This is a genomic window from Blautia sp. DFI.1.216 (genome assembly GCF_020594215.1).
GTDB lineage: Bacteria > Bacillota > Clostridia > Lachnospirales > Lachnospiraceae > Blautia_A > Blautia_A wexlerae.
The window spans coordinates 1-17,887 of sequence record NZ_JAJDML010000020.1 but is presented as its reverse complement, the minus strand read 5'-3'; the positions used below and the strand labels follow the sequence as shown (position 1 = coordinate 17,887).

At 43.9% G+C, this 17,887-nt stretch carries 18 protein-coding genes; 2 read left to right on the top strand and 16 right to left on the bottom strand.

The features are described from left to right. Positions 1–12 precede the first annotated feature (12 nt). The 3 genes from LJE11_RS09515 to metG form a co-directional block, all read right to left on the bottom strand. Positions 13–501, bottom strand: a complete 489-nt coding sequence (locus tag LJE11_RS09515) for a MogA/MoaB family molybdenum cofactor biosynthesis protein (RefSeq protein ID WP_022379966.1) — start codon at positions 499–501, stop codon at positions 13–15. A gap of 126 nt (positions 502–627) precedes the next feature. After that, positions 628–1,104 (bottom strand): cyclic pyranopterin monophosphate synthase MoaC, encoded by a 477-nt coding sequence (gene moaC / locus LJE11_RS09510; protein WP_118633406.1) that lies wholly within the window; start codon positions 1,102–1,104, stop codon positions 628–630. A 262-nt stretch (positions 1,105–1,366) separates the two neighbouring features. Continuing rightward, positions 1,367–3,433 (bottom strand): methionine--tRNA ligase, encoded by a 2,067-nt coding sequence (gene metG / locus LJE11_RS09505; protein ID WP_330595391.1) that lies wholly within the window; start codon positions 3,431–3,433, stop codon positions 1,367–1,369. A 903-nt stretch (positions 3,434–4,336) separates the two neighbouring features. Here metG and LJE11_RS09500 point away from each other — a divergent pair. Beyond that, the gene (locus LJE11_RS09500) at positions 4,337–4,750 is read left to right on the top strand and encodes a Fur family transcriptional regulator (protein ID WP_008705371.1); all 414 of its coding nucleotides are present in this window, start codon (positions 4,337–4,339) and stop codon (positions 4,748–4,750) included. 260 nt (positions 4,751–5,010) lie between these two features. Then, positions 5,011–5,556, top strand: coding sequence for an NADH peroxidase (locus LJE11_RS09495; protein ID WP_008705373.1), 546 nt, complete (start codon positions 5,011–5,013; stop codon positions 5,554–5,556). A gap of 92 nt (positions 5,557–5,648) precedes the next feature. On the opposite strand, the gene LJE11_RS09490 is transcribed toward LJE11_RS09495, so the two are convergent. The 13 genes from LJE11_RS09490 to LJE11_RS09435 form a co-directional block, all read right to left on the bottom strand. Next, positions 5,649–5,993: a hypothetical protein gene (locus LJE11_RS09490; RefSeq protein WP_227295887.1), complete on the bottom strand. Its 345-nt coding sequence runs from the start codon at positions 5,991–5,993 to the stop codon at positions 5,649–5,651. A 241-nt stretch (positions 5,994–6,234) separates the two neighbouring features. Continuing rightward, a complete protein-coding gene (locus tag LJE11_RS20790) occupies positions 6,235–6,300 on the bottom strand; it encodes a DUF6783 domain-containing protein (RefSeq protein ID WP_349826297.1) in 66 nt (21 codons plus the stop codon). Further along, complete coding sequence (locus LJE11_RS09485; RefSeq protein WP_020993231.1) at positions 6,297–7,292, bottom strand: D-alanyl-D-alanine carboxypeptidase family protein; 996 nt, start codon at positions 7,290–7,292, stop codon at positions 6,297–6,299. Before LJE11_RS09485 ends, LJE11_RS20790 begins: the two co-directional genes overlap by 4 nt. 470 nt (positions 7,293–7,762) lie before the next feature. Beyond that, positions 7,763–8,455 carry a 50S ribosomal protein L1 gene (gene rplA / locus LJE11_RS09480; RefSeq protein WP_008705377.1) on the bottom strand — a complete coding sequence of 231 codons (693 nt, stop codon included), beginning with the start codon at positions 8,453–8,455 and terminating at the stop codon, positions 7,763–7,765. 61 nt (positions 8,456–8,516) lie between these two features. After that, positions 8,517–8,942: a 50S ribosomal protein L11 gene (gene rplK, locus LJE11_RS09475; RefSeq protein ID WP_008705378.1), complete on the bottom strand. Its 426-nt coding sequence runs from the start codon at positions 8,940–8,942 to the stop codon at positions 8,517–8,519. 70 nt (positions 8,943–9,012) lie between these two features. Then, the gene (gene nusG / locus LJE11_RS09470) at positions 9,013–9,528 is read right to left on the bottom strand and encodes a transcription termination/antitermination protein NusG (protein ID WP_008705379.1); all 516 of its coding nucleotides are present in this window, start codon (positions 9,526–9,528) and stop codon (positions 9,013–9,015) included. Positions 9,529–9,543: 15 nt separating this feature from the next. Continuing rightward, a complete protein-coding gene (gene secE / locus LJE11_RS09465; RefSeq protein WP_008705380.1) occupies positions 9,544–9,753 on the bottom strand; it encodes a preprotein translocase subunit SecE in 210 nt (69 codons plus the stop codon). 52 nt (positions 9,754–9,805) lie between these two features. After that, positions 9,806–9,955 (bottom strand): 50S ribosomal protein L33, encoded by a 150-nt coding sequence (rpmG, locus tag LJE11_RS09460; protein WP_025578252.1) that lies wholly within the window; start codon positions 9,953–9,955, stop codon positions 9,806–9,808. 262 nt (positions 9,956–10,217) lie between these two features. Then, positions 10,218–10,955 (bottom strand): SDR family NAD(P)-dependent oxidoreductase, encoded by a 738-nt coding sequence (locus LJE11_RS09455; protein WP_008705382.1) that lies wholly within the window; start codon positions 10,953–10,955, stop codon positions 10,218–10,220. Positions 10,956–11,104: 149 nt separating this feature from the next. Continuing rightward, a complete protein-coding gene (locus LJE11_RS09450; RefSeq protein WP_008705384.1) occupies positions 11,105–12,847 on the bottom strand; it encodes a thiamine pyrophosphate-binding protein in 1,743 nt (580 codons plus the stop codon). An 11-nt stretch (positions 12,848–12,858) separates the two neighbouring features. Continuing rightward, entirely contained in the window at positions 12,859–14,019 is a 1,161-nt protein-coding gene (locus tag LJE11_RS09445) for a LicD family protein (protein WP_008705386.1), read from the bottom strand. Between the two features lie 24 nt (positions 14,020–14,043). Continuing rightward, on the bottom strand, positions 14,044–16,470 hold the full coding sequence (locus LJE11_RS09440) for a LicD family protein (protein ID WP_008705388.1): 2,427 nt from the start codon (positions 16,468–16,470) through the stop codon (positions 14,044–14,046). Further along, positions 16,467–17,774 (bottom strand): adenylyltransferase/cytidyltransferase family protein, encoded by a 1,308-nt coding sequence (locus LJE11_RS09435; RefSeq protein ID WP_008705390.1) that lies wholly within the window; start codon positions 17,772–17,774, stop codon positions 16,467–16,469. The genes LJE11_RS09440 and LJE11_RS09435 overlap by 4 nt, the downstream gene beginning before the upstream one ends. Between the last annotated feature and the right edge of the window lie 113 nt (positions 17,775–17,887).

Genomic DNA, 17,887 nt, shown 5'->3' with positions numbered 1-17,887 from the left:
TATCGCCATCAGTTATCTTGCGCAGTTCCCTGCTTCCCCTGTCATGATCTCAATGCCATGTCCAAGCGCATCAATAATATACTCCAGGCTCTCTTTTACAGCTTTCGGACTTCCCGGAAGATTGATGATCAGTGTTTTTTTGCGGATACCTGCCGTAGAACGGCTGAGCATGGCGCGTTTCGTGATAGTCATGCTGTACGCACGCATTGCCTCCGGAATCCCCGGTACACGTCTGTCAATAATATCCTCCGTTGCCTCCGGTGTAATATCTCTGGGTGAAAAACCGGTTCCGCCTGTTGTCAGGATCAGTTCCGCTGTGCCGCTGTCTGCAATTTCCGCCATTCTCTCTGACAACATCTTTCTGTCATCCGGCAGAACATCTTCAGACACAACCTCATATCCATTCTTCTCAACAATCTCTCGGATCGCAGGTCCGCTTAAATCCTCACGTTCTCCGCGATATCCCGTATCACTGGATGTAATAATCGCTACTCTTTTCATTTTATAAAAACCTCCCTGTCGGGCAGATAATTTTTTTCGTTATCTGCCATTCTGTATTTCCATTATACACATTTCTTTCATTTTACCCAACAAATATTTTGCAAATCGCAAAGTAATTTGTGGATATCAAAAATGAAAATCTCCACTCTTACCACCCGTCTTTTCAACCAGATGAATATTGGACATTACCATATGCTTGTCAATTGCCTTACACATATCATAAATCGTCAGAAGCGTCACCTGAACCCCTGTCAGTGCCTCCATTTCCACACCGGTCTTGCCTTCTGTTTTCACTGTACAGAAAGCGCGGATAATTCCGTTTATCTCATCCAGTTCATAGTCTACGGAACATTTCTGGATTGGAAGCGGATGGCACATGGGAATCAACTCAGAAGTCCTTTTCACTCCCATAATCCCCGCTACACGTGCTACTCCAAGCACATCTCCCTTTTTCACAGACCCCTCTTTCACAGCCTCCATGATTGCTTCTCCTACATGAATCTCACCTGTGGCAACTGCTGTTCTGTAAGTGACATTTTTCCCGGAAACGTCTACCATAACTGCGTTTCCATTCTCATCAAAATGATTAAACCCCTGTGACATGATCAAAATCCCCCTGTTTAAGTTTTTACAAAAAGCGAGGCTCTTATTGTACGGGAACATACAATAAAAGCCTCGCCTGTTCATCACGATACGGTTGGAGTCTTTACCCACCGAAATTGACGACACCATGAATACTCATGAGTCAGTCACTCCCCTTTATCTAAATATTAATATAGCTTTTGAGAGTGTATTTGTCAAGATAATATTCGTAAGTTTTCACACATTTTCGCTACCGTTCGCTTTGTTCTCAGTAATACAAAGATCAGCAGATTTCTGCACCTGCAGGCATTTCCTTTTCCGGTACCATCAGGGAAAGGTTTCCGTCTGCATCTTCTGCGCAGAGGATCATTCCTTCACTGAGTACACCGGCAAGTTTGGCTGGTTTCAGGTTTGTGACTACCATAACCCTCTTACCTACCATTTCTTCTGCACTGTAGTGTGCTTTGATTCCGGATACGATCTGGCGCACCTGGCTTCCGATCTGTACCTGTGAGCAGAGCAGTTTCTTTGATTTCTTTACTTCTTCACATTTGATGATCTTACCAACCTGGAACTGAAGCTTGCCGAAATCTTCAAATGTGATCTCAGGTTTTGCTTCGATATCAATTACGTCTTCTTTTTCTTCTTTTGCAGGTTCTTCTGCTTTCGGCGGATGAAGCTCTGCCACCTTTGCAAGTACCTCTTTCAGGTCAAGGCGGGCGAAAAGGATTTCCGGTTTTTCAGTTACTTTATTTCCTGACGGATAGAGGCCAAAGGTCTTAAGGTCTTCCAGTTCTCTGTCCTGTGCATTTAACTGGGCAAGGATTCTCTCTGTTGTTTCCGGCATAAAGGATTTCAGCAGAACCGCACCAATGCAGATTCCCTCAACCAGATTGTAGAGAACTGTTGCAAGACGGTCTTTTTTCTCTTCATCCTTAGCAAGAGCCCATGGCATTGTTTCGTCGATGTATTTGTTGCAGCGTTTGAAGATTGTGAATACTTCTGTCATTGCATCTGCCACGCGGAGTTTATCCATTTTTTCGTTTACCCTGGCAGGTACGGAGAGAATGAAGTTCTTCAGATCATCATCTACAGGTTCTGTAACGCCTTTGTTTTCTACCACACCGCCGAAATATTTGTTTGACATGGAAATGGTACGGTTTACAAGGTTTCCAAGGGTGTTAGCGAGTTCAGAATTGAGACGCTCTACCATCAGTTCCCATGTGATCACACCATCATTCTCGAATGGCATTTCATGAAGTACGAAGTAGCGGACTGCATCTACACCAAAGAAGTCTACCAGTTCATCTGCATAGATTACATTTCCTTTGGATTTACTCATCTTACCATCACCCTGAAGAAGCCATGGATGTCCGAATACCTGTTTCGGAAGCGGCAGATCCAGTGACATCAGGAAAATCGGCCAGTAAATTGTATGGAAACGGATAATGTCTTTACCGATCAGATGCAGGTCTGCAGGCCAGAGTTTGTTAAACTGTTCTGTGCTTTCGCCATCGCAGTCGTAGCCGATTCCTGTAATATAGTTTGTAAGGGCATCAAGCCATACATATACTACGTGTTTCGGATCAAAGTCTACCGGGATTCCCCATTTGAAGGAAGTTCTGGATACGCAAAGATCCTGAAGTCCCGGGAGAAGGAAGTTGTTCATCATCTCATTTTTACGGGATTCCGGCTGGATGAAGTCCGGGTGTGTATTGATGTAGTCAATGAGTTTGTCGGCATATTTGCTCATTTTGAAGAAGTATGCTTCTTCTTTTGCAGGTACACATGGGCGGCCGCAGTCCGGACATTTGCCGTCTACAAGCTGAGATTCTGTAAAGAAAGATTCACATGGTGTACAATACATTCCTTCGTAGTGTCCTTTGTAGATGTCGCCTTTTGCGTACATTTTTTTGAAGATTTTTTTGACCTGTTTTTCGTGGTCTTCATCTGTGGTACGGATGAATTTGTCGTAGGATGTGTTCATCAGATCCCAGATTCTTTTGATCTCACCGGATACGTTGTCTACGAATTCTTTTGGGGTGATTCCGGCTTCTTCGGCTTTTAATTCAATTTTCTGACCATGTTCGTCGGTTCCTGTCTGGAAGAATACGTCATAGCCCTGCTGACGTTTGTAGCGGGCGATGGCATCGGCAAGGACGACTTCGTAGGTGTTGCCGATATGGGGTTTGCCGGATGTGTAGGCGATGGCGGTGGTGATGTAGTATTTCTGTTTTTCCATGGTTTGTTGTCTCCTTTTTTGAATGTGGACGCTCCGGAAAATATAATTGTTTTCTGTGCGGTTTCGGGAGCTAGGAACTCTAAGTGTCTGAAAATCAGCTAAAACCATTCGAAAAAATCTCAAACTCGCTTCGCTCAGACAGTGAGATTTTTTCGAATAACGCAGATTTCCAGACACTAAGAGTTGCTACACTCCCTGCAAATGCACAGAAAACAATTATATTTTCCGAAGCTGGTGTTTAAAAATGGTAACAACTGCTCCTTATTTATGGAAGAAAAACATAAATTCTTCATGGTAGAAAGGAACTGGTGTTGGGGGAAATAATTCCTCTCCGTCGCAGTGTGATCCTGCCCGGAGGGCTTTTTTATGTTATAGGAACATTACAAAGTAATTTCCTATAACATAAAAAACGTCTCCTCAGATTATCTGAGAAGACGAGTATTACCCGTGTTACCACTTCTGTTCGTTTCCAGGCTCGCGCGGGGAAACCTTGGGAGGTACATTGTGATACCTCTACGCTGTAACAGGCGTGCCTGTCGCTGCCTAAAGCTGTTGGCTCTCAGCAGTGCCTCTCGGAAGCCATCTTCAACCTGCTCCTTGCATATCCCTCTCAGCCTTTGAATCTGTGATATATGATCCATGGGGATTTCTCTGTAATACGGTCTGCGGATCTACTCTCTTCTTCAATGAGTTTGTGTTATTTCGTGACAGCACTCCGCTCTGTGATCGTGGAACGCTGTTAGCTATAGGAAATAGTTATTTCCTGTTATAGGGAAAATATAGCACATTTTGGTGGATTTGTAAACCCACATCGTTATTGTTCACTCCGTTCTCAGTAACCAAACTATAACAATTCTATAAAATAATAATTTTATATCTTGACAATTTCAATCCAATATTGTATAGTATCAATATCAGTAATGATTATCGTTATTGAACAGATTATAACTGCAACTATCCTGAACAGTTATGATAAATCATTTGCGAGTAAACAGGGAAGGGAGGAATACCATGGCGACACTGAAATACAGCCGTCAGAGGGAATCGATTAAAGAGTTTCTAAGAACCAGAACAGATCATCCTACTGCCGATGTGGTATATGAGAATATGAAGCTCATCTATCCGAATATCAGCCTCGGTACGGTATATCGCAACTTATCTCTGCTGGCTGATCTGGGAGAGATTAAGAAGCTTTCCTCTTTCGCCGGAGCGGATCACTTTGACGGGCGGACCGAGAGGCACTGCCACTTCATGTGTATCAGATGTGAGCGGATCATCGACCTTGAAAGCGAGGGAATTCACCACATTATGGATCTTGCAGGTGAGAACTTCAAAGGAAAGATTACTGATTACAGTGCCAGATTCTTCGGCCTGTGTGAGGACTGCCTGAAAGAGACAGAAGGCAACTCTGATAGTTCAAAGTAGTTTTTGCTTACATCATTAGTGGCCAAATTGGGAATAACAACTAATGATAAAAAGTTGCAAAAAAGCTAAAATTAAACTTGACTTTTTCAATCAAGTATGGTAATCTTAAATCACAGAAAACAGTAATAATTACTATTATTAAAAAATTACTTTTTCTACCGCACAGACGGAAAGCAGTAAGAACTAAACGATGCTGAGATAATCAATTTATTTTCTGGCATCCCTAATAAATTCATTAAAAAGAAAAGGAGATTTTAATTATGACAAAATGGGTATGTAGTGTATGTGGTTATGTTTATGAAGGTGAGAAAGCTCCGGAAGCCTGTCCTGTATGTAAGGCACCGGCTGATAAATTCGTAAAGCAGGATGGCGAAATGTCATGGGCTGCTGAACACGTTGTAGGTGTTGCTCAGGGATCCAGCGAAGACATCATGGCTGATTTAAGAGCAAACTTCCAGGGTGAATGCTCTGAAGTTGGTATGTATCTTGCAATGGCAAGAGTTGCTCACAGAGAAGGATATCCGGAAATCGGTTTATACTATGAAAAAGCAGCTTATGAAGAAGCAGAACATGCTGCTAAATTCGCTGAATTATTAGGTGAAGTTGTAACAGACAGCACAAAGAAAAACCTTCAGATGCGTGTAGAAGCCGAGAACGGTGCTACAGCTGGTAAAACAGACCTTGCTAAACGTGCAAAAGCTGCTAACCTTGACGCTATCCATGATACAGTTCATGAAATGGCAAGAGATGAAGCAAGACACGGAAAAGCATTCGCAGGTCTTCTTAAGAGATATTTCGGAGAATAATTCTATCGGAAAATCGCATAAAATAAACCTTTTAAAGGGAGAACCTCAATGGTTCTCCCTTTTTATCCGTTCGTATTTTCATCATTGGAAGCTTAACTGGATTTCGCCTGAAGTCTGGCAACCTGATCTGTCAAAGCATTCATCTTAACCTCATTAATCATAATCCTGTTCATCCAGGTAGCCGACACATCCATCTTATTGATAAGATTCAGATGATTCTCTGCAAGGATAGAAATATTCCTATCCGTTATGTTCTCCAAATGCAGTTTGATATCTGCAAAGTTATTTCTGGTCTCTTCTTCAAAACGCTTCTGACGCTCTTCCATTCGGTCCATTCGGCTTTCGAATCCATCCATTCGACTTTCGAATTTATCCATTCGCGTTCCAAATCCTCTGACCTCTGTCAAAACAGCCTCCAGTATTTGTCTGTCTGTCACCACTTTCACCTCCTCTGTAGCCCGTATCGTTCTTTTGTATGTGATTGATTATATCACATACATAAAAATATGTCTATAAAAATCTATAAACATTAGAGTGTATTTGGAAAATGCGTTACTGTTCACTCCGTTCGCAGTAACACGCTTCGCGATGCACAGAATTTATGCTGATCGCATAAATTCGCGCGGTATGTCTCGGGTTTTCTGTGATCTTTGCTCACAAAAAACACCTCGCGGGATATTACCAGTGAACAGTAACGAAAATGCTCCCCACAAGATGTGCGTCACAATTTGTGGGAGATTTTATTTATTATTATCATTCATCTTCGCCTCAACCGCCGCACCAACCCTGTTATAAACAGTCACAGCATCCTGAATATGCGGAATCGTATTTCCATCTGCTCCTGAAGCACCTGCGGAAACAAAGATATATTCCCTGCCCTCAATCTCCGCAAAACTCACCAGACAGTGCCCTGCCTCACTGGTATAGCCGGTCTTGCCACCGAGGATTTTTCCACCTGTGACTGTCGGATCAGACAGATTTTTAAACATTGTACTGTAGTAAGTAATTCCATCCGGGTGGATATTTGTAACTCCGGTAGAATGTCTGGAGGTCTCCACAATCTCACGAAACGTATCATTCTTAATGCAATACTTCATCAAAACAGCAATATCCTTAACCGTACTGTAATGATCCGGGTTATGCAGTCCTGTAGAGTCACAGAAATGGGTATTCTCCATTCCAAGCTTCCTTGCTTTCTTATTCATCAGCTCCGCAAAATCCGCCTCTGAACCACTGATCGTATCTGCCAGCGCAATACAGCACTCTGCCCCCGAAGGCAACATCGCACCATAGAGAAGATCAATCACCCGGACCTCTTCCCCCGGCTGAAAACCTGCCTGTGTAGCATCCTGCTCATACAATCCGGAGAACATCTCATTCGTCAGAGTAATCTTCTCATCCAGATCATCAAAATTCTCAATCCCCAGTATCACAGTCATAATCTTCGTCATAGAAGCCGGATAAATCTGAGCCTCCCCGTTAATCTCACCCAGAATCTTACCTCCCCTGGCCTGCATCAGGATCGCATTCGGACTGTTGATACCACTGATATCCACTTCCTTCAGAACCGGCTGCTCAAACTGCTCAAACCACTCCTTCACGCCCTTATTCCATCCGATCATGATAACCAGCGCACAGATAATGATCACCTCAACAAACACACAAGCCACAATCCTGCCCCGGTATCTCCACGCATAACTTCTTCCACCGCTCTTTTTCCGTCTCCTGCCAGCCACAATAACGCCTCCTGTCTGCCTCTATAACATTGCTCAGAAAAAATATATCTAACAAATCTCTAATTCATCCCCCTACTATAACACACCCTTACCAAATCCTGTAATCTTCCATTCCTGCACACCCATACATTGTATCTTTCTCCCTATATCCAATACCTTTCCGTTTTCCCCCGCCCGCGAAACCATTCAGCGCAGGAAAATATTTGTTTTCTGATACATCTACAGGAGGTGTAGCAATACTTAGCTTCCGGGAATTTGCGTTATGCCGGAAAAATTCACTGTCTGAGCGAAGCGAGTTTGAATTTTTCCGGCATGGTTTTAGCAAATTTCCGGAAGCTTAGTATTCCTGCCTCCGCAGCCGTATCAGAAAACAAATATTTTCCTGTGCGTCCCCATACCCGCCACCCCCAAAAAAGAAACGCAAAAAGACCCCCAGAGAATCCCCGGGAGTCTTAAATTGCTAAAATCTATTATGCTAATTTCATCGGGTTGATCTTCACACCAGGTCCCATTGTCGGAGCAATAACAACGCTCTTTAAATACTGACCTTTCAGTGTGCTTGGTCTAGCCTTAACGATAGCATCGATCAGCGTCTGGAAGTTGTCGCTTAACTGTTCCTCTGTAAAGGATGCTTTACCAACCGGAACATGAATGATGTTGGTTTTATCAAGACGGTACTCAATCTTACCTGCTTTGATATCGTGAACTGCTTTAGTAACGTCCATTGTTACTGTACCAGCTTTCGGGTTTGGCATTAAACCTTTCGGTCCAAGTACACGACCAAGACGACCTACAACACCCATCATATCTGGAGTTGCAACAACAACGTCAAAGTCTAACCATCCTTCGTTCTGGATCTTCGGAATAAGATCCTCAGCTCCTACGAATTCAGCACCTGCTGCTTTTGCTTCTTCAGCTTTAGCATCTTTAGCGAATACTAAAACACGAACTTTTTTACCAGTACCATGTGGCAGAACTACTGCACCACGGATCTGCTGGTCTGCATGACGTCCATCGCAGCCTGTACGGATATGAACTTCGATAGTTTCGTCAAATTTAGCAACTGCAGCTTTTTTAACTAAGCTGATAGCTTCTGCGGTATCATATAATGTAGCGCGGTCTACTGCTTTAGCAGCTTCCACGTATTTCTTTCCTCGTTTCATTTCTATAACCTCCTGTGGTATTTGCGGGGAACGCCCTCCCACTTACTATTTAATATTAAAATTAATCAACTACTTCGATTCCCATACTTCTTGCAGTACCAGCGATCATGCTCATAGCTGCTTCAAGGGATGCTGCATTTAAGTCTTTCATCTTAAGTTCAGCGATTTCCTGAACCTGAGCTTTAGTAACCTTAGCAACTTTTGTCTTGTTCGGTACGCCGGAACCGGATTTGATCTTAGCAGCTTTCTTAAGAAGAACTGCAGCCGGCGGAGTTTTGGTTATGAAGCTGAAACTTCTGTCTGCATAAACAGTGATAACTACAGGAATGATTAAGTCTCCCTGATCTGCTGTTCTTGCATTGAACTCTTTTGTGAACTGAACGATATTTACACCGTGCTGTCCAAGAGCTGGACCTACAGGTGGTGCTGGAGTTGCTTTACCAGCCGGAATCTGTAATTTGATATATCCTGTTACTTTCTTTGCCATTTTTCGGCACCTCCTATGTGGTATTGGCGGGGGTTTATGGTCCCTCCCACGATATTGTTACCTTTGCTTGTTACATCTGTTTGATTTCTGCGAAACTAATTTCTACCGGCGTTTCGCGGCCGAAAAGTTCAACATTGATCGTTGCTGTCTGTTTCTGCACATTAAGGGCAGTGATAACACCAACGGTATCTTTCCAGGCACCGCCTGTGACAACAACTGTATCACCCTCTGCGAAATCGACCTGAATTTCCTCTTTCTTGATACCAAGAGGAAGCATCTCTTCCTCGGTCAACGGTACCGGCTTGGACCCTGGTCCAACGAAGCCTGTCACACCTCTGGTGTTACGGACAACATACCATGTATCGTCATTCATAACCATGTTGAGAAGTACATAGCCAGGAAACATTTTCTTCTGAACCTGTTTCAGAGCCCCGTTTTTCAGCTCAGCCACTTCCTGCAGCGGAACACGAACTTCAAGGATCTGGTCTTCCAGGTGTCTGTTTTCGATGGTTTTTTCAATATCGACTTTTACTTTGTTCTCATACCCGGAATAAGTATGAACAACATACCATTTCGCTTCTGACATACAATCACCTTATCCTTATTTCATTAAAAGATTAATGCCTTCGAGAATAAATGAATCCATGACGCTGATCAGTACGCAAAGCACGATCGACACGCAAACTACCACGATAGTCTGCTTAATCAGTTCATTGCGGTCTGTCCAGACAATCTTCCTGAATTCTGACTGAAGTCCCTGAAACCAACTCTTCTTCTGGCTCTTGCCAGCAGATTTTTCATTTCCTTGCATAGCCTGACCTCACAATTCTCTGTGAGTAACTGTTTCGTCCAGTTACCTTGGATTACTTTGTTTCCTTATGCAGAGTGTGTTTGCGGCAGAACTTACAATATTTCTGAGTTTCCATTCTCTCAGGATGGTTCTTTTTCTCCTTAGTCATATTGTAGTTACGCTGCTTGCACTCGGTACATGCTAATGTAATCTTAACGCGCACAACTTCCACCTCCAGTGTTTTCATTTGCATGGTCATTTTCCTCATGCCGGACGATGTATCCGTCATCTTTTCGGGCATAAAAAAAAGACCTAACTTCCATGTCGCTTGTCAAGTTTATCACACATGGCATGCCTAAGTCAAGTCTTTTCTTATTATTTATGCCTATATTTCATCGCATATTTTTTACAGGAAACGCAGCTATCCGACGCCGTATGGTATTTCTTCTGAAAATACCCATATCCTTTTCTTCTGTTGAACTTTATCAGAAGTAATCATATCCTCCATGGATATCTACAATACTTCCATTCATGTAGTTATTGGTAAGTATACTGTACGCCATATCTGCCACGTCTTTGATCTCACCGAATCTGTGCAGTGCGATCTTGCGGTTGATGCGTTCGTAGCTTTCCGGTGTGCGGTTCTCATGCCAGGGCGTCTGGATGAAACCGGGGGCAATGGCATTGACTGTGATGCCTTTTGGCTCAAATTCCTTTACCAGCGATTTGGTAAGGAAGTGGATGGCAGCCTTGGTCACGCCGTATACCAAAGAGGAGGAGTATGCCTGCTGCCCTGCATAGGAACCCATGAAGAGTACTCTTCCGCCCTCTGTCATAACAGGCATAAATTCTTTGACCATAAATACAGGTACAGACAGGTTGGTATTTACGATCTTATTCCATTCCTCGAAAGTGTAATCCTGAAATTTATCGTAAGTGCTGATTCCCGCATTGCTGATCAGCCAGTCTACGTGTCCTGCTTTCTCTTTTACTTCTCCGACGAAATTCATCATATCGTCATAGGAAGACATGTCCGCTTTCAGAATAATAAGCTTCTCCTGGTCTTCCGGTTTCAGGCTGTCCCAGAATTCATTGGCTTTATATGCATTGTGAGCGTAAGTGGCAAAGATCAGATCATCTTCTGCTGAGTTTGCTAGTATCTTCTCCACAATACCGCGTCCGATTCCGGAGGTGCCGCCTGTGATCACTGTTACCTTGCTCATTTTATATTCCCTCTTTTTATTCATCTATAATACAGACAGATCTGTTCTCTGTCATGCGGGAGTCTCCCCACTTCCATAAAACGGACTGCCTGCAAAAAAATTCCTTCTATAATTATATATTCCACATTACCGAAATATATTCTTCACTCCTACAATTCCATCAGTCTGTCATAAACTTCCTTCGGTGCATATGGCTGCTGATTATGGATCGGTTCACCCAGACAGGTCTTGGGATATGCAAAAGTTCCATGCTCCAGCATAACTTCCAGAAGTTTCGGACCTTCCCCTTCCAGAAATTCCGGTGCTTCTTCTCTGACTGCATCGCAGAGCATTCTCAGTGCGGGAATGCCGTAAGCCTTTGCCACCTCTGCGAAATTACAGGAAGCAAAACCGCAGCCGTCTGTGGTTCCTGCGAACAGACAGTCAAAATAATCTCTCTGCAGGTGACGGATCATGCCAAGTGCTTCATTATTCATAACCATGATCTTAACAGGAAGATTCTCTCTCTTCACCCACTCCAGTTCCTGGATATTCATTTGGAGTGCACCGTCTCCGCAGATGCAGGCGGTCGGTTTTCCGGTTGCATAATACGCTCCGATAGCTGCCGGAAGCCCGTAGCCCATAGCTCCATGTCCGCCGGAGAAGAGAAGTTTCTGTCCTTCATGATTCTTGAATGACTGGTAACTCCACACCATATGCTGTCCTACATCCACTGCGATCGCGGAGGTATCCTCCAGCATATCACTGAGGTCTGCGATCATACGGTTCGGATATCTTTCCGGCGTGGCATCATCAACTGCCTGAAGATTTTCCTTAATCTCTGTGCAGACATTCAGCCAGTCACTGATCCCCTCTGTATCCGGAGCTGCTGCTTTTGCAAGACAATCGATTACTGCACCTGTCTCTGCCTGCAGCTTCACTTCATTGATACCATTCTCATGGATATCTCTCTGAAGATTGTATGGATCAATATCTATACGTATGATCTTTGCACCTCTGGCAAATTCATGTACTTTGGTTCCGATCTGCCTGGTACACAGAGAAATGCCAAAGCAGAGAAGCAGATCGCTTTTTGCATTGGCGATCATATTTGCATAACGGTGTCCATAGGCACCGCCGATGCACCCGAAATTCAGCGGATGGTCGTATCCCAGAACTGATTTCGCCAGAACGCTGGTGATGATCGGAATCTGTCTCTTCTGTGCAAAGCGGATCAGTTTCTGCTGGCTGAAGCTGCTGTCCACGCCATGGCCCAGCATGATCACCGGACGTTTTGCCTGTTCCAGTGCTTCCAGAATCGTATCTGCCGCCTGCTGTGCTGCAGCTGCATCTGTATGTTTGTCCTCAAAAGTCATGTCATAGACCGGATTCTCCACTTCACTTCTCTGGATATTCATGGGAAGATCGATGAGCACCGGTCCTCTGCGTCCTGTGGTTGCAATATGGTATGCTTTATTTAATTCCTCCACAATGTCCTCAGGGTTTCGTATCTGAACAGCATATTTGGTAATCGGTTTCGCCATTGCCACAATATCTGTCTCCTGGAATCCCTGCTGACGCAGCCCCTTAATCCCTGAATACTCATAAGTGTTCAGCTGTCCTGTGAGAAAGATCACAGGCAGGGAATCATAATAGGCATCTGCCACACCACTCAGAAGGTTGATGGCTCCCGGTCCGCTGGTAGCATAGGCGCAGGCACATTCTTCCTTCGCCTGTGCGTATCCGCAGGCTGCGAAAGCTGCCCCCTGTTCATTGTAACCGGAATGATTCTCTGTCTCCGGATTTCTCTCAATGGAGTCTACCAGATGTGCGATCATGGTTCCCTGATAGCCGAAGAAATGGCGGATTCCTTTTTTCTGCAAAAACGTAACAATATAATCTGAAAGTTTCATGTTCCCTCCCGTCAGATCAGCGTGCCGATCTTACTTCTCTGTACTGTCTTTCCTGTTTTCTCCAGTACGTCTACATAAATGTCAAAAATCTCTTCGTCCTCTGCAAAGAGTTCATTCTTCTGCAGACTCTTCTGCATCATCTTGAAATAGGGACGAAATACCCTCTCAAGTGTCATATAATCTTCATTCTTATACAAGTTCTTAATGTAGTCTTTCTGCTTCTCATAGGAAACACTCAGATTCATGCGCTCCCCACAGAACTCTACATAATCCCAGCATTCATTGAAGTAGTCTTTGTGCCGCCTGCTTCTGGCAAGTTTGCGGGCATTTTTCATTCGCTCTTTACAGTATTTCTCAAAGTTTCCGGATTCTTTCCAGAACTGTGTATAGCTTACTCTCGCACTGACCACCAACGCAATGGGTGTCACATAGCGGGGTTCCTTTGCATCTTTATAATTCTTTCCATAGCTTATGGTAAGATACTCTGCGGTTTTTGCCGGAACCTGGAGTTCTGCACCTTCTAGAGTGACACGTTTACTCTGCGCAAAAATTTCTGCAGGGAAAACGGTAGTCTGTTTTCTTCTTTTGAGGATATATTTATTTGCTCCGGGCTGCTGGCAGGATCTGACAAGTCTGTCATACAAATGTGCAGCCTGTCCCTGGCGCCCGGTTATCATGCACTGCAGCCGCATAATTGTACGGTTCACCCTGCTCCTGAAATTTCTATCTGCATAGTTGATATGACAGAGCTCTGTCCATGCATTCTCATCTCTGGATAATCTGCGTTCTGCTTTTACAGAAGCTGCCGGCGTTCTGAGCGGAAAAATATTGACTCCTATTCCCGGGAATGCGTAGTCTCTGGTGTTGTCCAGATTCAGGCACAGAGTATCTGTATTGGTGTATCTCAGATAAAATCCTGAGAACCATTTGTGGCTCTTCATGGATTCCAGCGCTCTCTTTTCCCTTGGATCTTCATCCACAGCCAGACGGAACCGTTCCATATCCGCTGTTTTCATCAGCACAACTCCAAACATGGGATTCTGTGGGAAAGGATGCCCTTCCACTGCGCAGAGTGTCAGTCGTGGAGAGAGGTAATATTCTATTTTATTCCGGCGGCATATTTCATCGATTTCCTGTAATAATGATAAAATCACCTTTTGTTTTTTGTTCAACTCTTTACTCCATTTCTATTGATGTCACTTAACAGTTACAGTCTGCACGATCTTCTTAATATCTTCAATACTTTCATATTTATCAAGCCATTTATCAAGCACAACTGTAATATCCGTCTTCTTTCCAAAGCTTTTCGCCTGTCTGCTGCCATCGTTCAGATCATTGATAAAAATACGGTACAGCTCTGTTCTTACATAAGAAGGCATCTCATATTCCAGTGCTTTCCTATAATTTGCAAAAGCCTCCCTGGTCTGTCCCTGTTTCATCCTGACATCACCCACCAGCTTATAAGCGCAGGCTTTCTCTTCTCTGCGGAACTGACGGTTTCGTACCTGTTCTGCAAGCCACTCCAGTTCGCTCTCCTCACCTGTACAGATGATCTGGGTGCGCAGTTCTGCAAGCTCATCGGAATACCCCAGCCGCTTCCATGCTCTTGTAAGAGCTTTCCTGTACATCTTATGTTCTTCTGAAACTTTAACCTGTATATCCGCCGACGCTTTAACTTCTTCAGTTTCTGCTGACGGATCTGATACTTTTTTATTCACATCATCAGCCGATGTTTCATCTGATGTTCTATCTGATTTTATCTGTTTTCTGCTTTTTCCCGGATTTTTCTCCACACTGACTGGCGTGATCATCTGTGTGCCGATCACAGCCCGGATTTCACCGATTTCTTTCTCTATCTCGCTCTGCGTACGTGCACACACTGTTTTTGCCAGATATAATGCTCCCTGGATATCATCATCCTCAGGTATCAGACGACTCCACAGCTCCATCAATGCGAGAGCCTCCTTCTTGTTGTGGTTTGCAATAAGCTCTTCACAGCTTTTCAGGATTTCAGATTTGTATCCTCTGAAGAATCTGTCCATCTCCATCCATACAATTCCGTTAGTTGTCTTATTCTTTACCTGAAGATAAAGCTCTGCCGCTTTCTGCATCTCGCCATCCATCCAGAGGATATCTGCCTTATATTTCAGGAAATAACCATCCTCAGGAAACATCTTAAGAGCCTTATCAAGAAAACGTTCTGCTTCGATCCGGTTCTCTCCCGCATCCTCCATCAGGAACCTGCACTTAAATTTCATAAATCCCGGATGTCCCGGATATTTCTTCAGAAGCTCATTGACGATCTGTTCTGCCTCCTTTATCCGATGGAATTCATAATGATCCGCAGCTTTCCTGAAAAACTCAATATCTTCTTTCAGTCCCTCCATCTCAGGACTCAGATGGTCAAGCTGCTGACGGACCTGCATCATCCGATATGCCTTTGACACACGTTCTGTATAAAACAGAGTAAGCATTGCCGCATAGAATACATCGTCAGGTATCTCCACAAGTGTTGGATGATAAAAAGCATAAATGTTGGTATAGTCTTCTCTTCCGATAAAGTCAGCACTAAGCTGATTCTTATAATAAGAGCCAAAAAGTGCACTCAGCTTACGGAAAGATCTGCTTTCCACCAGCTCACTGATCTTAAGTCCTGATTCATCGATTGCTCTCTGCAGGTCCAGTGCAACAGCGCGGGCTTTCATTGCAAGCCCATCCTGGCGGACCTTATGGCTTTTTTTCGCAATGCACATATTATAGAACTTTCGGAACACACTGTCCCAGCGCAATCTTTCCTTATTGATCTTCGGCATGTATTCTTCACGTAGCTCCTGATAAGGAAGATCATCTACACACACTGCTACATGACCCTCCCTCTTATCATGAGGAGGCATATATGACCACTCGTCTCCATAATGCCAGATCAGATAGTCACTGCACTTATTTGGGATCATTGCCTTTTTTCCCTCAAAGATGCCATCCTTTACAGGGAACATCATATCCTTATCAAAAAGAAATGGGCAGCCGCCCCAACGCATGGCATAACGGTCACATTCCTCTTCTTTATAAGAGAACATGATCTTCTCAAGCTTTGCCAGTGTTCTTTTTTTACCAAGAAAAATATAAGAAAGAAGATACTTCAGATACATGGATGCAGGTATCTCCCAGCGGTCACTGTAACCTACGGAAATATTGATAAGATCTGAGTAGATCATCATGTGTGTTCTATATTTCTCGTATTCTTTGTCGTCAGCCGGAACAGGATCCAGTGTAAGAATGTCTATGATTTCTCCGCCACAGTCCTTCCCGATAATCTGGCTCTTATGGATGGCACAGGTATTGGTGGATGCGTAGCGCGGAAATGAATTTGTATAGTTTCTGTCCACCTCCGAACACTGTATCTCTCTGTCAGGCGGGAGTTCTGTTTTGCATATCTCTATGAATTTCTCCCAGTCCGGACGTGGCATATAAAGGTCTACATCATCATCCCAGGGAACAAATCCCTCATGTCTGAGAGCTCCGATCAGGGAGCCTCCTGCCAGCACGTATCTGAGGTTATGTTCTCTGCAGATTTCATCAACCTCCCTGAAAAGCTTCAGGAGGTATTTCTGTTTCTCCGTCATGAATTGTCCTTTCTGTTGATTGTTTCCAAAATTTCTATTATTCTTACCGACTCATCATAGAAAAGCCGGGTACATTCTGTCCGTTTGTCTCTGATCATAATCATCAGCTCCTGCAGCAGATAGCGGAAACCATTTCCCTCGAAGTTAAAGCTGTACCTTTTCAGAAATTCTTTTCCTGAAATATTGGCTTCAAAGTATCCGGTGTTCCACCAGTCATTAGGGATAGTTACCCTGCCGTTGCTTCCGATGATCACAAGTTCATTCTCAATGTCAACCGTTGTTCCGATCTCAATAGTCGCCAGTGCACCGGCGTATTTCATGGAAATCATATCATATACAAAACGGCCTTCCTGATTGCGGACCGCATTGGTGTTGATATCCTGGCATTTTTTTCCCAGCAGTTTCAGTACTGCGCAGATAGCTGTGCAGACCGTCTCATTAAAAGTCCTGCCGCCCTCGAAATCATCCTGGGAGATTGCACATTTGACACTTACCAGATCTCCCACCAGGTTACTGTGTACCAGCCATACCAGCTGATTAAACGCCCGTAGGTAGACCAGTGTGGTCCGTTCAATGAGAACCACATTGTTCTCCCTTGCCACCTGAAACAGGTAGCGCAGTTTCTCTGAGGAAAGTGTCATGGGCGAATCACTGATCACATATTTTCCTTTTTTCAGCGCTCGCTCAATATATTCTGCTCTCCGGTTCAGCGATGTCTTGATATAAACAATATCTACATCTGCCAGAAATTCATCATAGCTGCTCCAGCAGGAACCTAACTCATATTTATCACAGAATCTCTGTGCAGTCTCGTGATCCTCGCTGAATACACGTTCCACATGAACTCCGCTGACATATTTGGATTCCTCCACAAAATCATTATCCCGGATGTCATCCGTCACGATTCCCATATTAAAGATAACACCTTCACTGCGAAGCTTTGTACTGGAAATATTCTTGGTCCTTTCCAGATAAACTACATCACAGTAGTTCTTAAGGTAATCGAATTTCCCTCTCCAGTCAGATCCTACCACCAGGACATCAATATCATACTTAATGATGTCATTGACCTTCTGTCCCTGATATTCTTCAATGATGATCTCATCTGCCAGCCCCGTCCTTCGCACATTCTCGATTCTCTTAATGAGGCTGTCCCGCACATTGAGTTTGCCCCGCTCAATGTCAAAGCTCTCACTTGTGACACCTACGATCAGATAATCACCAAGTGCTTTTGCTCTTTTGATAATATTGTAGTGGCCTTTATGAAAAAGATCAAAAGTGCCATATGTGATTACTCTCTTCATTCTTTCGTCATAACTCCCCTGAAAAAAATATTCTTATTTTGCCGAACAGTTTTCCTGCTCCATACGTTACTGTTCACTCCGTTCACAGTAACGTAGCCAAAATTCATTCCAGA

Excerpts from the sequence above, each read along its gene's own strand:
- LJE11_RS09515 (WP_022379966.1), bottom strand. The coding sequence starts at position 501 with ATGAAAAGAGTAGCGATTATTACATCCAGTGATACGGGATATCGCGGA.
- moaC (WP_118633406.1), bottom strand. The coding sequence starts at position 1,104 with ATGTCACAGGGGTTTAATCATTTTGATGAGAATGGAAACGCAGTTATG.
- metG (WP_330595391.1), bottom strand. The coding sequence starts at position 3,433 with ATGGTTTTAGCTGATTTTCAGACACTTAGAGTTCCTAGCTCCCGAAAC.
- LJE11_RS09500 (WP_008705371.1), top strand. The coding sequence starts at position 4,337 with ATGGCGACACTGAAATACAGCCGTCAGAGGGAATCGATTAAAGAGTTT.
- LJE11_RS09495 (WP_008705373.1), top strand. The coding sequence starts at position 5,011 with ATGACAAAATGGGTATGTAGTGTATGTGGTTATGTTTATGAAGGTGAG.
- rplA (WP_008705377.1), bottom strand. The coding sequence starts at position 8,455 with ATGAAACGAGGAAAGAAATACGTGGAAGCTGCTAAAGCAGTAGACCGC.
- rplK (WP_008705378.1), bottom strand. The coding sequence starts at position 8,942 with ATGGCAAAGAAAGTAACAGGATATATCAAATTACAGATTCCGGCTGGT.
- nusG (WP_008705379.1), bottom strand. The coding sequence starts at position 9,528 with ATGTCAGAAGCGAAATGGTATGTTGTTCATACTTATTCCGGGTATGAG.
- secE (WP_008705380.1), bottom strand. The coding sequence starts at position 9,753 with ATGCAAGGAAATGAAAAATCTGCTGGCAAGAGCCAGAAGAAGAGTTGG.
- LJE11_RS09455 (WP_008705382.1), bottom strand. The coding sequence starts at position 10,955 with ATGAGCAAGGTAACAGTGATCACAGGCGGCACCTCCGGAATCGGACGC.
- LJE11_RS09450 (WP_008705384.1), bottom strand. The coding sequence starts at position 12,847 with ATGAAACTTTCAGATTATATTGTTACGTTTTTGCAGAAAAAAGGAATC.
- LJE11_RS09440 (WP_008705388.1), bottom strand. The coding sequence starts at position 16,470 with ATGACGGAGAAACAGAAATACCTCCTGAAGCTTTTCAGGGAGGTTGAT.
- LJE11_RS09435 (WP_008705390.1), bottom strand. The coding sequence starts at position 17,774 with ATGAAGAGAGTAATCACATATGGCACTTTTGATCTTTTTCATAAAGGC.